Here is a 16,689-nt window from a genome sequence, read left to right on the forward strand (position 1 = left end):
ACAGTGTTCTAGCGCTGCGGAGCGGAGGGAGGTGCGCGTGGGCGCGATTCCAGGTTGGGTGGCGATGGCGGTAGCAGCGCCTCGACGTTCAGAAAGGCGACTTCGACCGCCGGGATGATCCTGTCCGCGCGTTCAACGGGAATAATGGGAAGAGCGGCGACCGTGGCCGAGGCCAGACGGCAGAGCGTGCCGCAGCAGTCATCGGCGATCTTGCCGGCCGGGTTCTGTTTGCCGGAGCCGCCTTCCGGCATATGGCTTGAACAGATGATTTCATCCGCCGCGAGCGCGGCCATCGCCATATTGCCGCTGGTCAGGCCGTTGGCGAGACCCTGCAAAAGGAAAAGCAGAACCGCCAGCATGGCGATGGCGCCCGCCGAACTCCTGTCCTGCATGATCCTGCGAATGAATCCCATGCAATCGCAATGTCACATTCGCGGCGAAATGTCACCGCGACACAATGACGACACGGGAGGGACGGCAAGGCAGGAACGACAAGGGTTGCGCCAGGCTGAAGAATGATCCCGGTAATGCGTGGGGTGCCGATGCTGCCTGCTCTATATGCGGCTTGAACGGAGTGCGGCGCTGGAGCCCGGCGCCGCAGCGTGCTTAATCCGCGGCCGGAATGGGCGTGGGTTGTCCGTTTTCGTCCATCGCCACCATGATGAAGGTTCCGGCGGTGACTTTCTCGAGCTTGTCATAACGCGACCGCTGCGCCCAGGCTTCCACCGTCAGCGTGATGGACGTGCGGCCAACGCGGGCGATATCGGTATAGATGGACAGCGTGTCGCCGATCTTTACCGGCAGTTCGAAGGCCATTTCCTTGACCGCCGCCGTGACCACGCGACAGCGGGAACGCTCCGCGGCGCGGATGCCGCTTGCCAAGTCCATCTGTGACATGACCCAGCCGCCGAAAATATCCCCGGCGGGATTGGCGTCGGCCGGCATGGCTAGTGTCCTGAGCGTCAGCTCGCCGGTCGGTTTGATGGTCTGCTCGGTCATGTTGAGATTTTCTCCATGCGGAATGACAAAGGCGCAGCATGCGTTGCGCTTTGCCATTTCGCAAGGAAGAGCAAGCGTCAGGACGACGCTTTGCCCAGAAATTGCTGCGTTGCATAAAGGGCGATGGCTGCCGCATTCGAAACGTTGAGCGATTTGATCTCGCCGGGCATATCGAGACGGGCGAGCGCCGAGACGGTTTCGCGGGTCTTCTGGCGCAGCCCCTTGCCTTCGGCGCCCAGCACCAGCGCGATTTTTTCGCCGCTGAAGGTCTGTTCGATGGGGGCGGGGCCTTCCGAATCCAGACCGACGGAGAAGAAGCCGAGTTTGTGCAGTTCGCCCAGCGCATCGGCCAGATTGGTGATCTGGATATAGGGAATGAGTTCGAGCGCGCCGGAAGCCGATTTCGCCAGCACGCCTGACTCGGTTGGGCTGTGGCGCATGGTGGTGATGACGGCGCCGGCGTTGAAGGCGACCGCCGAACGCATGATGGCGCCGACATTGTGCGGATCGGTGACCTGATCAAGCACGAGGATGAGCGGGCTGTCCTTCAGCGCGCCGAGACGCTTGACCGGCAGCGGCCGGGTTTCCAGCATCACGCCCTGGTGGATGGCTTCGGGGCCGAGCACCCTGTCGATATCCTGCGGCGAAACCATCTCCACCGGGAAGGGCTGTGCGTCCGCTTCGCCGATATCGAGACGCGCAAAGGCGTTCTGCGTCACGGAAAGCTTGATGATCTGCCGTTCGGGATTGGCAAGTGCCGCACGCACGGTGTGCAGGCCATAAAGATGCACCTGATCGGGCGCCAGCTGCGGCGGCTTCCAGTCGTCGGCGCCGCGGTTCTTGCGGCGCGGCTGCTGCGGGGTCGGAATTTCGCCGCGCTCGCGCTTGGCGTCGCGCACGGCACGGCGCAGGTTGGCGTAGTGCGTGTCGCGGGTGGATTTGTTGTTGGGATCGTCTTTGCTCATGGCGCCTTATATCTCCGGGAAGAGGCGCGCACCAGCCCCCGTGATAATCCACAGGGCTGCAAAGGGGTTTGAATTTTTTCCCGAAAATTCGTGAAAGGGCGTGTTGACAGAAACGAACGAGGCCGTCATATACGCGCCACAGACGACGCAACGGCGCTTCGCCGCAGCGAAATCTGAAGAGCTTGGTCGCTTGATCCTCGCAGATAACTGGAGGGATGCCCGAGTGGTTAAAGGGGACGGACTGTAAATCCGTTGGCTACGCCTACGTTGGTTCAAATCCAACTCCCTCCACCATTCTGCACGGATCGAAATCGCCACCGCGGGTATAGCTCAATGGTAGAGCAGCAGCCTTCCAAGCTGAATACGCGGGTTCGATTCCCGCTACCCGCTCCAGCTACTCTTTCCATACTTCAATGAAGTCTGTTTAGCGCTGCCTTGTGGCTTTTCGCCTCTACGGAAACATGCGGCCGTCTTTCGGTGTCTTGCAAGCTGTGCAAAGGGCGTTCTCGTCTCAGTGTTTGTCCCGGGGCGGCGTCTTGTCGGGGCCTTGCGTCCCCCAACGCCTCTTTCAGCATGCCTCCAGGGCTGACTGGATCCGCAATTTCTCCGCATCCAGTTCGCTCAGCCTTCCCATATGTGCCGTAATTTCCTCAAAGATCGAGGTGCGATCCGTTTTCGACAGGCGCTCGATTTGACGCAGGGCCGTGATGACCTCCATCAGATCAAGTCGTTCCTGCTCAAGCTTTTCCAGATTCCAAAACATCGCGTTTTCCCCATTTGGCACGCGCTTCAAACGGCGCGCGGGGAAAAAGGTTCAGATCACTAGAATTTAAGGTAAATTTTATCTTGTCGACAATGGCCCGGGCCGCAGACGCAGCCCGGGCCGCAACCGAATCAATAGGGTGAGCGGCATTGCGTCCGCGTGCCCGCAGCGGCCATATAGCTGTTGTCGGTGGGATGGTAGGACGTGTAGCGCGCCGCACACCATTTTACGTGGTTGATTTCGGCTTGTGACAGGGCGTAACCGCTCGGTGTGGCCTCTTCGCCTTTCCCTGCCGCAAAGGCCGATGCGGGATAGGCGCGCTGATCTGAAGTCTGCGCCTGTGTTTCATAGGCCGGCTGTATGAGGCTCAAGGCATGGGCGGGTATCACAGCAGCGGCAGATATCGCGAGGCCAAGAGCGAGCGCGGAGATGGTCTTCGGCATCCTCAACATCGATAAATCCTCGTTATTCGTTCGGTATGCTAACGAAAACTTAGGAAATTCGTTCCGATGAAGGGTTGACGCCACACGAACACGTGATTCTCGTGGCTAGCCGTGGGATGCGGTCGAAGTAGCTATATCGGAATGCTCCGGTTCCTTGTCGAGTTGACTTTCCGCCCATACCGCACTGCTCGTTGACAAGCGGAAAATCCGGTCAGATAGTCAGCCCGCAATCATGCAAACGGGAGTCTTCAATGTTGAACAGGGTTGTCATTTTCTCATCCTTTGCGCTGCTGGCATCGGCGGCGTTTGTCTCCCCCGCAGCCGCACTCACCATGAAGGAGTGCAGCGTGAAATATCAGGCGGCGAAAGCCGACGGGTCTGCCAAGGACATCAAGTGGAACGACTATCGCGCCAAGTTCTGCGGCAGCGAGGCGGCCGCCGAGGATGCGGCCGACGACAAGCAGGTCGCGGCCACCACCGAAAAAGAACCCGAAAAAGCGACGATAAAGGCCCCGAAGGGCGTCGCTTTCCCGAGTGCTGTCGATAAGAAATATTCAAGCGAGACGCCCGGAAAGGCTCGCCTGAAAACCTGTGTCGACTCCTATCACAAGAACAAGAATGACGGCACGCTCGGCGATCTGAAATGGATCCAGAAGGGCGGCGGTTACTGGAGCCTGTGCAACACGGCTCTCAAGAGCTGAGACGGGCAGGGGCGGCGGATTGATGACCGCTGTCCCGGCATCGCCGCACTATCCGGAATTGCCTCGGACAAGGCGTGAGCAGATTCGGCTGCGCCCGTTTGTTTCAGTGCCTTTGCCGTCCTCGCCGGCAGACGACATTACTTCTCATCCGCGATCAGGGCCATGATCGCGGATGAGCGCGTTCGATGGCGGGGTTGAACCCGCGGAACGGGACAACCCCGTTTTCGGGCGGGTAAAATCTGCGAATGGCTTGCGATTCAATCTCTTGATAGAAAGAGTTGATCTTGCGGTTTGATCCGCATCCAGCAATTCAACGGCTGCGGCTGTCCTATGACGGCTCGCCGGCAATGTGGGCGGATGACCAGACGATTTCGAAACTATCTCACCGTATTGGCCATATCCCTGTTGATGTGGACGGTGATCCTTGGCGGCGTTTATTGGCTGTTTCGATAGGTTCTGCCACAGCTTGCCGGCCTGAATGAAGGTGGTGAAGGCCTGTGCGCCACCGCCGCATGTTTGCGAGGCCGATATTCCCGAAAATTTGACATGTTTAGAGGCGGCGGCCCCATTTCGGCTTTGCTGGCATGACCTTATGCTTCGGTGAAATCGCGAAAGGGTCATCATGAAAAAATCCGTTGCCGCTATGTGCCTTGCAGCTTTCTCCATGTCGGTCGCTACCGGCGCCATGGCTGAAGATCTGGTGATTCCGCTTCCGAAAGACGTGGCGGTCGAAAAGGTGGAGACCGTCTACCAATGCGCCGCCGACAAGGTGGAGGCGATCTATTTTAATGCGGGCCAGATCAGTCTCGTGCGGCTGGGGCTGAAGGACGGCGTGACCGTTGCCGCAAATGTCATATCAGGGTCGGGCGCCAAATATCAGGGCGGTATCTATGTCTGGTGGTCGAAGGGTGAAGAGGCGGATCTTTACGATCTGATGGCGGATCCGGAGATGAAACAGCCGGTTCATTGCGTCGAGGCCAAGAAATCCTGAGTGCGGGAACTTCCCCGCAAAGGAGCGGCGGCAGGGCGGTTCCTGAAAACCTTGCCATGCCGCCGGTCAGCGTGGGAGTGCGCGCGCGGCGCGTTCAGCCAAGAACGAGCGACGCAAGAAGCGCCAGCAGGATGAGAGAGCTGGCGACAACGCCGAACCTCATTCTGCGAAGGCGGCGGGTACGACCGCCGCTCCAGTCATAAGCCATTGGCAGCTTTACCTTTCTTTTTATTATTATGACTTATTGACTAGCTCCCTAGGCTTGCCCGTGGCTGACCTCAATTGTCAGAATTTATCGGCGAAAAATCACGATTTCCCTGTCTTCTCCTGATGTTGCAGCAAATGTTGGGATTGATTCTTCCTGTCCGCGGCGGCAAAACCGGGTGAGGGGACCTGACGGTCACCGGCCATGAAAAAGGCCCGGAAACTGGCGTTTCCGGGCCTCCTGGAGAAGCGTTTCTACTAGTCGTTTCAGCCCAGATAGGGCTGGATATGGGGCAGAACCTCGAGCGTGCCGTGGTAGAGCATGTTGAGCGCCACATAGATGATGACCATCAGGCCGAGATAGGAAATCCAGCGATAGCGGTGCAGCAGCTTGGCGACGAAGTTGGCGGCGAGGCCCATGAGCGCGATCGACACGACGAGGCCGATGATCAGCACCGTCACATGTTCCTGTGCGGCGCCGGCGACGGCAAGAACGTTATCCAGCGACATGGACACATCGGCGATGACGATCTGGGTCGCGGCCTGGAAGAAGGTCTTGTGGCCCTTGGTCAGGTCCGCCTCTTCGTCCGTTACCTCGTCTTCGATCGAGCCTGCGGCCTCGCGCAGTTCAGTCCACATCTTCCAGCACACCCAGGCAAGCAGCAGGCCGCCGAACAATTGCAGGCCGACGATGGCGAGAAGCTGCACGGTGACGGCGGCAAAGCCGATGCGCAGCACCGTGGCGGCGATGATGCCGACCAGGATCGCCTTGCGACGGAGGTGAGCGGGCAGACCGGCGGCGGCAAGGCCGATGACGATGGCATTGTCGCCCGCCAGAACGAGGTCGATTGCGATGACCTGTAAGAATGCCGTGAAACCGGCGGCTGTGAAGATTTCCATGGGATGGTCCTGAAACGGATAAAGAAGTCGCGAGGGAAAGCAACGGATCGAGATATGGAATGGGATGGCGCGTTCGCGCCGGATTCCAGTCGCCCGTCTCCCCCCGGCGATGGAATGTCCTTAAGCCATCATGCCGGTGCAGGTAAAGAAGTTGTGATAGAAATATCTTATTTAGTGATTGGCCATGCGGGAGGAGGAGAGTGCCAGGCCAACCCCCGCCTCGCCGTTGCGAGGGTTTGAATGTCGCCAACCAGATACCATATACAGGCCTCGAGGCACGCTTAGGGCGCGCGCGAAGACGCTTTCACAATTAAGTCTTGCGCATTCGCTTACAAAGCCTTAAACGGCGACACCAAACCGGTTCGCCGGGAAAACTACTTCACGTTCACAGGAAGCAATTCACATGGCAAAGAGCAAGTTTGAGCGCAATAAGCCGCACGTCAACATTGGCACGATCGGTCACGTCGACCACGGCAAGACGTCGTTGACTGCTGCGATCACGAAGTATTTCGGCGAGTTCAAGGCGTATGACCAAATCGACGCTGCTCCTGAAGAGAAGGCTCGTGGTATCACGATTTCGACGGCCCACGTTGAGTATGAGACGCCGAACCGTCACTATGCTCACGTTGACTGCCCCGGCCACGCCGACTACGTGAAGAACATGATCACCGGTGCTGCGCAGATGGACGGCGCGATCCTGGTTTGCTCGGCTGCCGACGGCCCGATGCCGCAGACCCGCGAGCACATCCTGCTTGCCCGTCAGGTTGGCGTTCCGGCGATCGTCGTGTTCCTCAACAAGGTCGACCAGGTTGACGACGCCGAGCTTCTCGAGCTCGTCGAGCTTGAAGTTCGCGAACTTCTGTCGTCCTACGACTTCCCGGGCGACGATATCCCGATCATCAAGGGTTCGGCTCTTGCCGCTCTTGAAGATTCCGACAAGAAGATCGGTGAAGACGCGATCCGCGAGCTGATGGCTGCGGTTGACGCCTACATCCCGACGCCTGAGCGTCCGATCGACCAGCCGTTCCTGATGCCGATCGAAGACGTGTTCTCGATCTCGGGCCGTGGTACGGTTGTGACGGGTCGCGTTGAGCGCGGTATCGTCAAGGTTGGTGAAGAAGTCGAGATCGTCGGCATCCGTCCGACCTCGAAGACGACGGTTACCGGCGTTGAAATGTTCCGCAAGCTGCTCGACCAGGGCCAGGCCGGCGACAACATCGGTGCACTGGTTCGCGGTGTTAACCGTGACGGCGTCGAGCGTGGTCAGATCCTGTGCAAGCCGGGTTCTGTTAAGCCGCACAAGAAGTTCAAGGCCGAAGCCTACATCCTGACGAAGGAAGAAGGCGGCCGTCATACGCCGTTCTTCACGAACTACCGTCCGCAGTTCTACTTCCGCACGACGGACGTAACGGGCATCGTTACGCTTCCGGAAGGCACGGAAATGGTTATGCCTGGCGACAACGTGACCGTTGACGTCGAGCTGATCGTTCCGATCGCGATGGAAGAAAAGCTGCGCTTCGCGATCCGCGAAGGTGGCCGTACCGTCGGCGCCGGCATCGTGGCTTCGATCGTTGAATAACGATTGCTAACGATGCCGTAAGCCTGCCGACGGCAAACAAAAATCTGCAAATGGCGCGCAAGCGCGATTTGCAGGCGGCGCCGGCATCGTTGCTTCGATCGTCGAGTAATTTCAAACCCGCAAGGGATTGAGAAAACCCCGCTGGAGACAGCGGGGTTTTTTATTGTCCGAACGGGCTCAGCAGTCGATGCGGGCGATATCGCCGTCCCTGAGATGGAAAAATGCGTCCTGCGGCACGTCGAGGCGCAGCGCTTCTGCTTTCGGAAGGTCTGCGTAGACGCCGCGCAGGATGCGGCTGGTGATGCCGTGGCAGATGACGATCGTATCGCGGGCCTGCCTCTGCTGAATGGTCTTGAGGCTGCGCGCCACCCGGTCCGTCATTTTCTCAAAGCTTTCGCCGCCCGGCGCATGGAAAAACCATTCATATCGATCCAGCCCGTCACGCATGCCCGGATATTCCTGATCGATCTCGTAATCCGTCATGCCGTCCCAAACACCCATGCCGATCTCCATCAGGCCGGGATCGAGGGTGACGCCATCGATCATGCCGATCTCGCCGGCGATGATCTCGCAGGTCTGTCTTGCCCTGCCGAGCGGGCTCGAAAAAATATGCGCCTCATCGGTTTCAATCAGCGCGGCGAGCCTGCGTCCCATGCGTATCGCCTGTTGCCGTCCTGTCTCGGTCAGGGGCGAATCGACCTGGCCCTGCCAGCGGCGGACGGCATTAAATTCGGTCTGGCCATGGCGGACGAGATAAATGCTCATGAGTTTTCCTGCGGTTGAGGTGGCGAGTGACGGGGAGTTCGGGAATGTGGCTTTCAGGCCGGATGATGTATCCGGCTATTTTGCCAGACAATGTGAAAAAACAAAAAACACACTTGCCATTCTTTTCCCTGCACCTTAAAGGAGCGCATACCGAATTGGCCAAGCGATTTCGCGGCCGCTTCAGGTGACTAAGGGGTATAGCTCAGTTGGTAGAGCGGCGGTCTCCAAAACCGCAGGTCGGGGGTTCGAGCCCCTCTGCCCCTGCCACTTTCCATTCGCAAGCGCGGTTTTCGCTGCATGGCAGATGGGGCCGGTTTTCCGGCGAATTTCGCCGAATGTCGATTTCCTCTTGTTAAAAGTGGAATCGGTGTTTATGTAGGGTCAAAACAGACACGCGGTGCGTGGGGCTGATTAGTTCGGCTTTACGCGCCGTAATTGCGTGGGCAGTCAATGGCATCCAAAACCAATCCGTTTACGTTTCTGCAGCAGGTTCGCGCCGAAGCGTCAAAGATCACTTGGCCGTCGCGCCGCGAGACCATGATTTCGACGGCTATGGTGCTGGTGATGGTCATTTTTGCGGCTCTGTTCTTCTTTGCTGCGGACCAGCTCATCGGCTGGCTGCTCAGCCTGGTGCTGAACGTAGGCCGGTAACGGCGCGGTCAAAGGCCCGGTAGAAGGATCGAACGGAGAATAAAAATGGCAGCGCGCTGGTACATCGTTCACGCATATTCGAATTTCGAAAAGAAGGTCGCCGAGTCGATCGAGGAAAAGGCCCGTCAGAAGGGTCTTGATCATCTTTTCGAGAAAATCCTCGTGCCAACCGAAAAGGTGGTCGAGGTGCGTCGCGGCCGCAAGGTCGATAGCGAGCGCAAGTTCTTTCCGGGTTACGTGCTGGTGCGCGCCAACCTGACGGATGAGGCCTATCACCTCATCAAGAACACGCCGAAGGTCACCGGTTTCCTCGGTTCGGACAGCAAGCCTGTTCCGATTCCCGATTATGAAGCCGAGCGTATCCTCGGTCAGGTTCAGGAAGGTGTCGAGCGTCCGAAGTCTTCGGTTTCGTTCGAGATCGGCGAGCAGGTTCGCGTCTCCGACGGTCCGTTCGCGTCGTTCAACGGCGTGGTTCAGGATGTCGACGAAGAGCGTTCGCGCCTGAAGGTGGAAGTTTCGATTTTCGGCCGCGCGACACCGGTCGAGCTGGAATACAATCAGGTCGAAAAGGTCTGATTGGCGGGGTAAGGCCCCAAGCGCGTGGAAGGCTAACTGGCTCTTTAAGCCGGGGCAGGGCGCCGCACCACGCAACCGCAGCCGCCGGAGCGATCCGGCTTAAGAGAAGCCGGGTAACCGGTTTGAATTGAAAGGCAGAGAGATATGGCTAAGAAAGTTGCAGGCCAGCTCAAGTTGCAGGTAAAGGCCGGGGCGGCCAATCCGTCCCCGCCGATCGGTCCGGCACTTGGTCAGCGTGGCATTAACATCATGGAATTCTGCAAGGCGTTCAATGCCGCCACGCAGGAAATGGAAAAGGGTATGCCGATCCCGGTCGTCATCACCTATTACCAGGATAAGTCCTTCACCTTCGTCATGAAGCAGCCGCCGATGACCTACTGGCTGAAGAAGGAAGCTAAGATCACCTCCGGTTCCAAGACGCCTGGCAAGGGCGCCAAGGTCGGCTCCATCACCAAGGCTCAGGTCAAGACGATCGCTGAAGCCAAGATGAAGGATCTGAACGCAGCCGACATCGAAGGCGCAATGGCAATGGTTGAGGGCTCTGCCCGCGCCATGGGCCTGGAAGTGGTAGGTTGATCATGGCCAAGGTAGCAAAGCGCATTCAGAAGATCCGCGAAGGCGTGGATCCCAACAAGCTTTACGTTCTCACCGACGCCATCTCGATGGTCAAGGAACGTGCTGTCGCCAAGTTCGACGAAACCGTTGAAGTTTCGATGAACCTCGGCGTTGACCCGCGCCATGCGGACCAGATGGTTCGTGGCGTTGTCAACCTGCCGAACGGCACCGGCCGTGACGTTCGCGTCGCCGTCTTCGCCCGTGGCGCCAAGGCTGATGAAGCCACGGCTGCCGGCGCTGACGTCGTCGGTGCGGAGGAACTGGTTGAAATCGTTCAGGGCGGCAAGATCGACTTCGATCGTTGCATCGCGACCCCGGACATGATGCCGCTCGTCGGCCGTCTCGGCAAGGTACTCGGCCCGCGTGGCATGATGCCGAACCCGAAGGTCGGAACCGTGACCATGGACGTTGCCGGTGCTGTCAAGGCATCCAAGGGCGGCGCTGTCGAATTCCGCGTCGAAAAGGCCGGTATCGTACACGCTGGCGTTGGCAAGGCTTCGTTCGACGCCAAGGCTCTTGAAGAAAACATCAAGGCTTTCGCCGATGCCGTCATCAAGGCAAAGCCGACCGGTGCCAAGGGCAACTACGTCAAGCGCGTCGCGATTTCCTCGACCATGGGTCCGGGCGTCAAGATCGACCCTTCGTCGGTTACCGCTTAATCAATTCTCGCGCTTCCCAAGGGGAGTGTGAATAAAAGAATTTCCGGCTCCCAGGGAGCCGGAGATTTCCGGGGAAACCCGGAACTCCTGTCCGAGATTGCGGGTGGCTATGTCTTTCGGGGCCTGGCCTTAATCATTTAGCCTGCATGAGACGGGTGAGGCTGGATTTGAGGCATCTGTCGATGCCTGACTGTCCGGTTCGAACCTGGTGTGCCTGTGCCTGAAGCCGTTTGCGGCGACAGAGCGGGGGACAGGATCCTCGAGCGTCGCTCGGGATCTTTGTAAAAAGGTCCCTTGGGGCAAAGGCAAACCCGACGGGTTCACATGTTGTGTTCCCGTCTACTGGAGACAGACAGTGGAAAGAGCGGAAAAACGCGAATTCGTCACGGAGCTGAACGAAGTCTTCAAGGCTTCCGGTTCGGTTGTCGTGGCCCACTATGCTGGTGTCACCGTTGCGCAGATGAACGACTTCCGTTCGAAGATGCGCGCTGCCGGAGGCACCGTCAAGGTCGCGAAGAACCGCCTGGCCAAGATCGCTCTTCAGGGTACGGAGTCGGAAGGGATGACCAATCTCTTCAAGGGACAGACGCTGATTGCATACAGCACTGACCCGATGATCGCTCCGAAAGTCGTCATGGATTTCGCCAAGACCAACGACAAGGTCGTTGTTTTGGGCGGCGCCATGGGCGCAACCACGCTCAACGCCGAAGCAGTCAAGTCGCTTGCGACCCTGCCTTCGCTGGACGAGCTGCGTGCAAAGCTGCTGGGCCTTCTCAATGCCCCGGCAACTCGCGTCGCTACGGTTGTTGCAGCACCGGCAAGCCAGCTTGCCCGCGTGTTCTCGGCTTACGCCAAGAAGGACGAAGCCGCTTAAGGCGGTTTTTCGCTGTAAATATTCAAACTGGTTCGAACTGAACAAAAGGAACTATCAAAATGGCTGATCTCGCAAAGATCGTAGAAGACCTCTCCTCGCTGACCGTTCTGGAAGCTGCAGAACTGTCCAAGCTTCTCGAAGAAAAGTGGGGCGTTTCCGCTGCTGCTCCGGTAGCCGTTGCTGCTGCTGGCGGTGCTGGCGTTGCTGCTGCTGTTGAAGAAGAAAAGACTGAATTCGACGTGATCCTGGTTGACGCTGGCGCCAACAAGATCAACGTCATCAAGGAAGTCCGCGCTATCACCGGCCTCGGCCTCAAGGAAGCCAAGGACCTCGTTGAAGGCGCTCCGAAGGCTGTCAAGGAAGCTGTTTCCAAGGCTGAAGCTGCTGATCTCAAGAAGAAGCTTGAAGACGCAGGCGCCAAGGTTGACGTTAAGTAATCTTGCGATTGCTGGCGGGAAGGGGCTTGATGCCCCTTTCCGTCGTCATCGTTTTTAAAACTCATTACCCAAAAGCCGCGTGAAAATGGCTTTTGGGTAATGGGTTCTTCAAGAGAATGGTTCCGAACCGGCTCATCTAGGCAATCCGGCCTGATCGATCCGGGATGTGGAACGAGATTGATGATACCCATTGCTTGACGGGATCGACTGGCCATCGGTTCCCGTCCGTTGCAGGCCCGGATGCAATTTTTAAAGGAGCGACGATGGCTCAGACCCTTTCGTTTAACGGTCGCAGGCGCGTACGCAAGTTTTTCGGCAAAATTCCAGAAGTAGCGGAAATGCCGAACCTCATCGAGGTTCAGAAGGCTTCGTACGACCAGTTTCTCATGGTTGACGAGCCCAAGGGTGGCCGTCCCGACGAGGGATTGAATGCCGTATTCAAGTCCGTATTCCCGATCACCGATTTTTCCGGCGCCTCCATGCTCGAATTCGTGTCCTACGAATTCGAAGCGCCGAAGTTCGACGTCGAGGAATGCCGTCAGCGCGATCTGACCTATGCTGCGCCGCTGAAAGTGACGCTGCGCCTCATCGTGTTCGATATCGATGAAGATACGGGCGCGAAGTCCATCAAGGACATCAAGGAACAGTCCGTTTACATGGGCGACATGCCGCTCATGACCAATAACGGTACGTTCATCGTCAACGGTACCGAGCGTGTCATCGTTTCGCAGATGCACCGTTCGCCGGGCGTGTTCTTCGATCACGACAAGGGCAAGAGCCATTCTTCCGGCAAGCTGCTGTTTGCTGCCCGCGTCATCCCCTATCGCGGTTCCTGGCTCGACATCGAATTCGACGCCAAGGACATCGTCTATGCGCGTATCGACCGTCGCCGCAAGATCCCCGTGACCTCGCTGCTGATGGCGCTTGGCATGGATGGCGAAGACATTCTGTCGACCTTCTACACCAAGGCTTCTTATGAGCGCGACGGCGACGGCTGGCGCATTCCGTTCCAGCCTGAAACGCTGAAGAACGCCAAGGTCATCACCGACATGATCGACGCCGATACCGGCGAAGTTGTGGTCGAGGGTGGCAAGAAGCTGACCCCGCGCCTGATCCGCCAGCTGACGGAGAAAGGCCTCAAGGCGCTGAAAGCGACCGACGAAGACCTCTACGGCAACTATCTGGCCGAAGACATCGTCAACTACGAGACGGGTGAAATCTATCTCGAAGCCGGCGACGAAATCGACGAGAAGACCCTCGGTCTCATCCTGCAGTCCGGCTTTGACGAGATTCCGGTCCTCAACATCGACCACGTCAATGTTGGCGCCTATATCCGCAACACGCTGTCGGCCGACAAGAACGAGAACCGCCAGGAAGCCCTGTTCGACATCTACCGCGTCATGCGTCCGGGTGAGCCGCCGACCATGGAATCGGCGGAAGCGATGTTCAACTCGCTGTTCTTCGATGCGGAGCGTTACGACCTGTCGGCCGTTGGCCGCGTCAAGATGAACATGCGCCTCGACCTCGATGCGGAAGACACCGTGCGCACGCTGCGCAAGGAAGACATCCTCGCCGTCGTCAAGATGCTGGTCGAACTGCGCGACGGCAAGGGCGAAATCGACGACATCGACAACCTCGGCAACCGCCGTGTTCGTTCTGTCGGCGAGCTGATGGAAAACCAGTATCGTCTGGGCCTTCTGCGCATGGAACGTGCGATCAAGGAACGTATGTCCTCGATCGAAATCGACACCGTGATGCCGCAGGATCTGATCAACGCGAAGCCGGCAGCCGCCGCCGTTCGCGAATTCTTCGGTTCCTCGCAGCTGTCGCAGTTCATGGACCAGGTGAACCCGCTTTCGGAAATCACCCACAAGCGCCGTCTTTCGGCTCTTGGACCGGGTGGTCTGACCCGCGAGCGCGCCGGCTTCGAAGTCCGCGACGTTCACCCGACCCACTACGGCCGTATTTGCCCGATCGAAACGCCTGAAGGCCCCAACATCGGTCTGATCAACTCGCTTGCAACCTTCGCCCGCGTCAACAAGTACGGCTTCATCGAAAGCCCGTACCGCAAGATCGTGGACGGCAAGGTGACCAACGACGTGATCTACCTCTCCGCCATGGAAGAGGCGAAGTATTACGTCGCGCAGGCCAATGCGCCGCTCAATGAAGACGGTTCGTTCTCGGAAGAGTTCGTCGTCTGCCGTCACTCGGGCGAAGTTATGCTCGCACCGCGTGACAACATCAACCTGATGGACGTTTCGCCGAAACAGCTCGTTTCGGTCGCAGCGGCTCTCATTCCGTTCCTGGAAAACGACGACGCCAACCGCGCTCTCATGGGCTCGAACATGCAGCGTCAGGCCGTTCCGCTTCTGCGCGCCGAGGCACCGTTCGTCGGTACCGGCATGGAGCCGATCGTTGCCCGTGACTCCGGTGCTGCCATTGCAGCCCGTCGTGGCGGTGTGGTCGATCAGGTGGATGCGACCCGTATCGTTATCCGCGCCACGGAAGACCTCGATGCCGGCAAGTCCGGTGTTGACATCTACCGTCTGCAGAAGTTCCAGCGTTCGAACCAGAACACCTGCGTCAACCAGCGCCCGCTGGTTTCCGTCGGCGACATCATCTCCAAGGGTGATATCATCGCGGATGGTCCGTCGACCGACCTCGGCGATCTGGCTCTCGGCCGCAACGCGCTCGTCGCGTTCATGCCCTGGAACGGCTACAACTACGAAGACTCGATCCTGATGTCGGAACGTATCGTTTCCGATGACGTGTTCACCTCCATCCACATCGAAGAATTCGAAGTGATGGCGCGCGACACGAAGCTTGGTCCGGAAGAAATCACGCGCGACATTCCGAACGTTTCGGAGGAAGCGCTGAAGAACCTCGACGAAGCCGGTATCGTTTACATCGGTGCGGAAGTTCAGCCGGGCGACATCCTCGTCGGCAAGATCACGCCGAAGGGCGAAAGCCCGATGACGCCGGAAGAAAAGCTTCTGCGCGCCATCTTCGGTGAAAAGGCTTCCGACGTTCGCGACACCTCCATGCGCATGCCTCCGGGCACGTTTGGTACGGTCGTCGAAGTCCGCGTCTTCAACCGTCACGGTGTGGAGAAGGACGAGCGCGCGATGGCTATCGAGCGCGAAGAGATCGAGCGCTTAGCGAAGGACCGCGACGACGAGCAGGCGATCCTCGACCGTAACGTCTACGGCCGCCTGATCGACATGCTGCGTGGCCACATTTCCATCGCCGGTCCGAAGGGCTTCAAGAAGGGCGTCGAGCTTTCCAACGCCGTCGTCTCCGAATATCCCCGCTCGCAGTGGTGGATGTTCGCGGTCGAAGACGAGAAGGCCCAGTCCGAACTCGAAGCGCTTCGCGGCCAGTACGATGAATCCAAGTCGCGCCTTGAACAGCGCTTCATGGACAAGGTCGAAAAGGTCCAGCGCGGCGATGAAATGCCTCCGGGCGTCATGAAGATGGTCAAGGTCTTCGTTGCTGTTAAGCGCAAGATCCAGCCGGGCGACAAGATGGCCGGCCGTCACGGTAACAAGGGCGTCGTCTCGCGTATCGTTCCTGTCGAGGACATGCCGTTCCTCGAAGACGGCACGCATGTCGACATCTGCTTGAACCCGCTCGGCGTGCCTTCGCGCATGAACGTCGGCCAGATCCTCGAAACCCACCTCGCATGGGCATGCGCAGGCATGGGCAAGAAGATCGGCGAGATGCTCGAAGAGTATCGCAAGACGATGGACATCAGCGAGCTTCGCAGCGAGCTGACGGAAATCTACGCGTCTGAAGCCAATGACGAGGTTCAGCGTTTCGACGACGACTCGCTGGTGAAGCTTGCCGAAGAAGCCAAGCGCGGTGTTTCCATCGCGACCCCGGTCTTCGACGGTGCGCATGAGCCCGACGTCGCCGCGATGCTGAAGAAGGCAGGTCTGCATGAATCCGGTCAGTCCGTCCTTTATGACGGTCGTACCGGTGAGCCGTTCGACCGCAAGGTCACCGTCGGCTACATGTACATGATCAAGCTGAACCACCTTGTCGACGACAAGATCCACGCTCGCTCGATCGGTCCTTACTCGCTCGTTACCCAGCAGCCGCTGGGCGGCAAGGCGCAGTTCGGCGGACAGCGCTTCGGGGAAATGGAAGTCTGGGCTCTGGAAGCATACGGCGCGGCCTACACGCTGCAGGAAATGCTGACCGTCAAGTCGGACGACGTGGCCGGCCGCACCAAGGTCTACGAAGCGATCGTCCGTGGCGACGATACCTTTGAGGCCGGTATTCCGGAGAGCTTCAACGTTCTCGTCAAGGAAATGCGGTCGCTCGGTCTTTCGGTTGAGCTGGAAAACTCGAAGATCGAGAACCAGCCAGAAGACCAGCTGCCCGACGCGGCGGAATAAAAATGAGAGAGGCGGGCGCCTTCCGGGCGCCCGCCGGTTTCCCGTCAGCCCGGCTGGCGTGGGACACTTTCGCCGCATTGTGCGGTTAATCCGTATTTAAAGCTCTGGACGGCGACCCGGGAAGAAACCGGTCCGGATGCAAACAGGGGCAGCAGCTAGCCTCTCAA

General features: G+C 58.6%; 18 protein-coding genes and 3 tRNA genes. 13 read left to right on the forward strand and 8 right to left on the reverse strand.

Translation table 11 applies throughout. The features are described 5' to 3' along the window. Positions 1 to 8: 8 nt before the first annotated feature. From AC5YUO_RS12520 to rlmB, 3 genes are all read right to left on the reverse strand, one after another. On the reverse strand, positions 9 to 413 hold the full coding sequence (locus AC5YUO_RS12520; protein ID WP_496153525.1) for a DUF2946 family protein: 405 nt from the start codon (positions 411 to 413) through the stop codon (positions 9 to 11). Between the two features lie 193 nt (positions 414 to 606). Next, positions 607 to 999, reverse strand: a complete 393-nt coding sequence (locus tag AC5YUO_RS12525) for an acyl-CoA thioesterase (protein ID WP_400813401.1) — start codon at positions 997 to 999, stop codon at positions 607 to 609. 77 nt (positions 1,000 to 1,076) lie between these two features. Next, positions 1,077 to 1,964 (reverse strand): 23S rRNA (guanosine(2251)-2'-O)-methyltransferase RlmB, encoded by an 888-nt coding sequence (gene rlmB, locus AC5YUO_RS12530; RefSeq protein ID WP_496153526.1) that lies wholly within the window; start codon positions 1,962 to 1,964, stop codon positions 1,077 to 1,079. 209 nt (positions 1,965 to 2,173) lie between these two features. Here rlmB and AC5YUO_RS12535 point away from each other — a divergent pair. Together AC5YUO_RS12535 and AC5YUO_RS12540 are read left to right on the forward strand one after the other, a co-directional pair. After that, positions 2,174 to 2,258, forward strand: a tRNA-Tyr gene (locus AC5YUO_RS12535). Between the two features lie 25 nt (positions 2,259 to 2,283). Next, positions 2,284 to 2,357, forward strand: a tRNA-Gly gene (locus tag AC5YUO_RS12540). 175 nt (positions 2,358 to 2,532) lie between these two features. Here the strand turns inward: AC5YUO_RS12540 and AC5YUO_RS12545 are convergent. Continuing rightward, the gene (locus tag AC5YUO_RS12545; protein ID WP_496153527.1) at positions 2,533 to 2,727 is read right to left on the reverse strand and encodes a hypothetical protein; all 195 of its coding nucleotides are present in this window, start codon (positions 2,725 to 2,727) and stop codon (positions 2,533 to 2,535) included. Positions 2,728 to 2,858: 131 nt separating this feature from the next. Then, positions 2,859 to 3,179 (reverse strand): BA14K family protein, encoded by a 321-nt coding sequence (locus tag AC5YUO_RS12550; RefSeq protein WP_496153528.1) that lies wholly within the window; start codon positions 3,177 to 3,179, stop codon positions 2,859 to 2,861. A gap of 242 nt (positions 3,180 to 3,421) precedes the next feature. On the opposite strand from AC5YUO_RS12550, the gene AC5YUO_RS12555 reads away from it, so the two are divergent. Then, positions 3,422 to 3,871, forward strand: coding sequence for a hypothetical protein (locus AC5YUO_RS12555; protein WP_496153529.1), 450 nt, complete (start codon positions 3,422 to 3,424; stop codon positions 3,869 to 3,871). A 144-nt stretch (positions 3,872 to 4,015) separates the two neighbouring features. On the opposite strand, the gene AC5YUO_RS12560 is transcribed toward AC5YUO_RS12555, so the two are convergent. Further along, a complete protein-coding gene (locus tag AC5YUO_RS12560) occupies positions 4,016 to 4,495 on the reverse strand; it encodes a hypothetical protein (protein ID WP_496153530.1) in 480 nt (159 codons plus the stop codon). Between AC5YUO_RS12560 and AC5YUO_RS12565 the strand changes: the two genes are divergently transcribed. Beyond that, positions 4,494 to 4,862, forward strand: a complete 369-nt coding sequence (locus AC5YUO_RS12565; protein ID WP_496153531.1) for an MliC family protein — start codon at positions 4,494 to 4,496, stop codon at positions 4,860 to 4,862. The genes AC5YUO_RS12560 and AC5YUO_RS12565 overlap by 2 nt on opposite strands. Positions 4,863 to 5,333: 471 nt before the next feature. On the opposite strand, the gene AC5YUO_RS12570 is transcribed toward AC5YUO_RS12565, so the two are convergent. Further along, the gene (locus AC5YUO_RS12570) at positions 5,334 to 5,966 is read right to left on the reverse strand and encodes a TerC family protein (protein WP_400813408.1); all 633 of its coding nucleotides are present in this window, start codon (positions 5,964 to 5,966) and stop codon (positions 5,334 to 5,336) included. Between the two features lie 403 nt (positions 5,967 to 6,369). On the opposite strand from AC5YUO_RS12570, the gene tuf reads away from it, so the two are divergent. After that, entirely contained in the window at positions 6,370 to 7,545 is a 1,176-nt protein-coding gene (gene tuf / locus AC5YUO_RS12575) for an elongation factor Tu (protein WP_173614730.1), read from the forward strand. 177 nt (positions 7,546 to 7,722) lie between these two features. On the opposite strand, the gene AC5YUO_RS12580 is transcribed toward tuf, so the two are convergent. After that, positions 7,723 to 8,310, reverse strand: coding sequence for a histidine phosphatase family protein (locus AC5YUO_RS12580; protein WP_496153532.1), 588 nt, complete (start codon positions 8,308 to 8,310; stop codon positions 7,723 to 7,725). Between the two features lie 191 nt (positions 8,311 to 8,501). On the opposite strand from AC5YUO_RS12580, the gene AC5YUO_RS12585 reads away from it, so the two are divergent. From AC5YUO_RS12585 to rpoB, 8 genes are all read left to right on the forward strand, one after another. Then, a tRNA-Trp gene (locus tag AC5YUO_RS12585) sits at positions 8,502 to 8,577 on the forward strand. 183 nt (positions 8,578 to 8,760) lie between these two features. Continuing rightward, positions 8,761 to 8,961, forward strand: coding sequence for a preprotein translocase subunit SecE (gene secE / locus AC5YUO_RS12590; protein ID WP_003523719.1), 201 nt, complete (start codon positions 8,761 to 8,763; stop codon positions 8,959 to 8,961). A gap of 45 nt (positions 8,962 to 9,006) precedes the next feature. Next, positions 9,007 to 9,537, forward strand: a complete 531-nt coding sequence (gene nusG, locus AC5YUO_RS12595; protein WP_003523721.1) for a transcription termination/antitermination protein NusG — start codon at positions 9,007 to 9,009, stop codon at positions 9,535 to 9,537. A gap of 144 nt (positions 9,538 to 9,681) precedes the next feature. Then, positions 9,682 to 10,113 (forward strand): 50S ribosomal protein L11, encoded by a 432-nt coding sequence (rplK, locus tag AC5YUO_RS12600; protein WP_003523723.1) that lies wholly within the window; start codon positions 9,682 to 9,684, stop codon positions 10,111 to 10,113. A gap of 2 nt (positions 10,114 to 10,115) precedes the next feature. Continuing rightward, the gene (rplA, locus tag AC5YUO_RS12605; RefSeq protein ID WP_003523724.1) at positions 10,116 to 10,811 is read left to right on the forward strand and encodes a 50S ribosomal protein L1; all 696 of its coding nucleotides are present in this window, start codon (positions 10,116 to 10,118) and stop codon (positions 10,809 to 10,811) included. 355 nt (positions 10,812 to 11,166) lie between these two features. Further along, positions 11,167 to 11,685, forward strand: coding sequence for a 50S ribosomal protein L10 (gene rplJ, locus AC5YUO_RS12610; protein WP_004442637.1), 519 nt, complete (start codon positions 11,167 to 11,169; stop codon positions 11,683 to 11,685). Positions 11,686 to 11,744: 59 nt separating this feature from the next. Beyond that, a complete protein-coding gene (rplL, locus tag AC5YUO_RS12615) occupies positions 11,745 to 12,122 on the forward strand; it encodes a 50S ribosomal protein L7/L12 (protein ID WP_400813413.1) in 378 nt (125 codons plus the stop codon). A 263-nt stretch (positions 12,123 to 12,385) separates the two neighbouring features. Further along, positions 12,386 to 16,522 carry a DNA-directed RNA polymerase subunit beta gene (gene rpoB, locus AC5YUO_RS12620; RefSeq protein ID WP_496153533.1) on the forward strand — a complete coding sequence of 1,379 codons (4,137 nt, stop codon included), beginning with the start codon at positions 12,386 to 12,388 and terminating at the stop codon, positions 16,520 to 16,522. The last annotated feature ends 167 nt before the right edge of the window (positions 16,523 to 16,689 follow it).

Source organism: Agrobacterium sp. LEGMi-208b (assembly GCF_059511785.1).

Coding starts and splice junctions, on each gene's coding strand:
- AC5YUO_RS12525 (WP_400813401.1), bottom strand. CDS start 999: ATGACCGAGCAGACCATCAAACCGACCGGCGAGCTGACGCTCAGGACA.
- AC5YUO_RS12580 (WP_496153532.1), bottom strand. CDS start 8,310: ATGAGCATTTATCTCGTCCGCCATGGCCAGACCGAATTTAATGCCGTC.
- nusG (WP_003523721.1), top strand. CDS start 9,007: ATGGCAGCGCGCTGGTACATCGTTCACGCATATTCGAATTTCGAAAAG.
- secE (WP_003523719.1), top strand. CDS start 8,761: ATGGCATCCAAAACCAATCCGTTTACGTTTCTGCAGCAGGTTCGCGCC.
- rplL (WP_400813413.1), top strand. CDS start 11,745: ATGGCTGATCTCGCAAAGATCGTAGAAGACCTCTCCTCGCTGACCGTT.
- rplA (WP_003523724.1), top strand. CDS start 10,116: ATGGCCAAGGTAGCAAAGCGCATTCAGAAGATCCGCGAAGGCGTGGAT.
- AC5YUO_RS12520 (WP_496153525.1), bottom strand. CDS start 413: ATGGGATTCATTCGCAGGATCATGCAGGACAGGAGTTCGGCGGGCGCC.
- tuf (WP_173614730.1), top strand. CDS start 6,370: ATGGCAAAGAGCAAGTTTGAGCGCAATAAGCCGCACGTCAACATTGGC.
- AC5YUO_RS12555 (WP_496153529.1), top strand. CDS start 3,422: ATGTTGAACAGGGTTGTCATTTTCTCATCCTTTGCGCTGCTGGCATCG.
- AC5YUO_RS12545 (WP_496153527.1), bottom strand. CDS start 2,727: ATGTTTTGGAATCTGGAAAAGCTTGAGCAGGAACGACTTGATCTGATG.
- rlmB (WP_496153526.1), bottom strand. CDS start 1,964: ATGAGCAAAGACGATCCCAACAACAAATCCACCCGCGACACGCACTAC.
- AC5YUO_RS12565 (WP_496153531.1), top strand. CDS start 4,494: ATGAAAAAATCCGTTGCCGCTATGTGCCTTGCAGCTTTCTCCATGTCG.
- AC5YUO_RS12560 (WP_496153530.1), bottom strand. CDS start 4,495: ATGATGACCCTTTCGCGATTTCACCGAAGCATAAGGTCATGCCAGCAA.
- rpoB (WP_496153533.1), top strand. CDS start 12,386: ATGGCTCAGACCCTTTCGTTTAACGGTCGCAGGCGCGTACGCAAGTTT.
- AC5YUO_RS12570 (WP_400813408.1), bottom strand. CDS start 5,966: ATGGAAATCTTCACAGCCGCCGGTTTCACGGCATTCTTACAGGTCATC.
- rplK (WP_003523723.1), top strand. CDS start 9,682: ATGGCTAAGAAAGTTGCAGGCCAGCTCAAGTTGCAGGTAAAGGCCGGG.
- AC5YUO_RS12550 (WP_496153528.1), bottom strand. CDS start 3,179: ATGTTGAGGATGCCGAAGACCATCTCCGCGCTCGCTCTTGGCCTCGCG.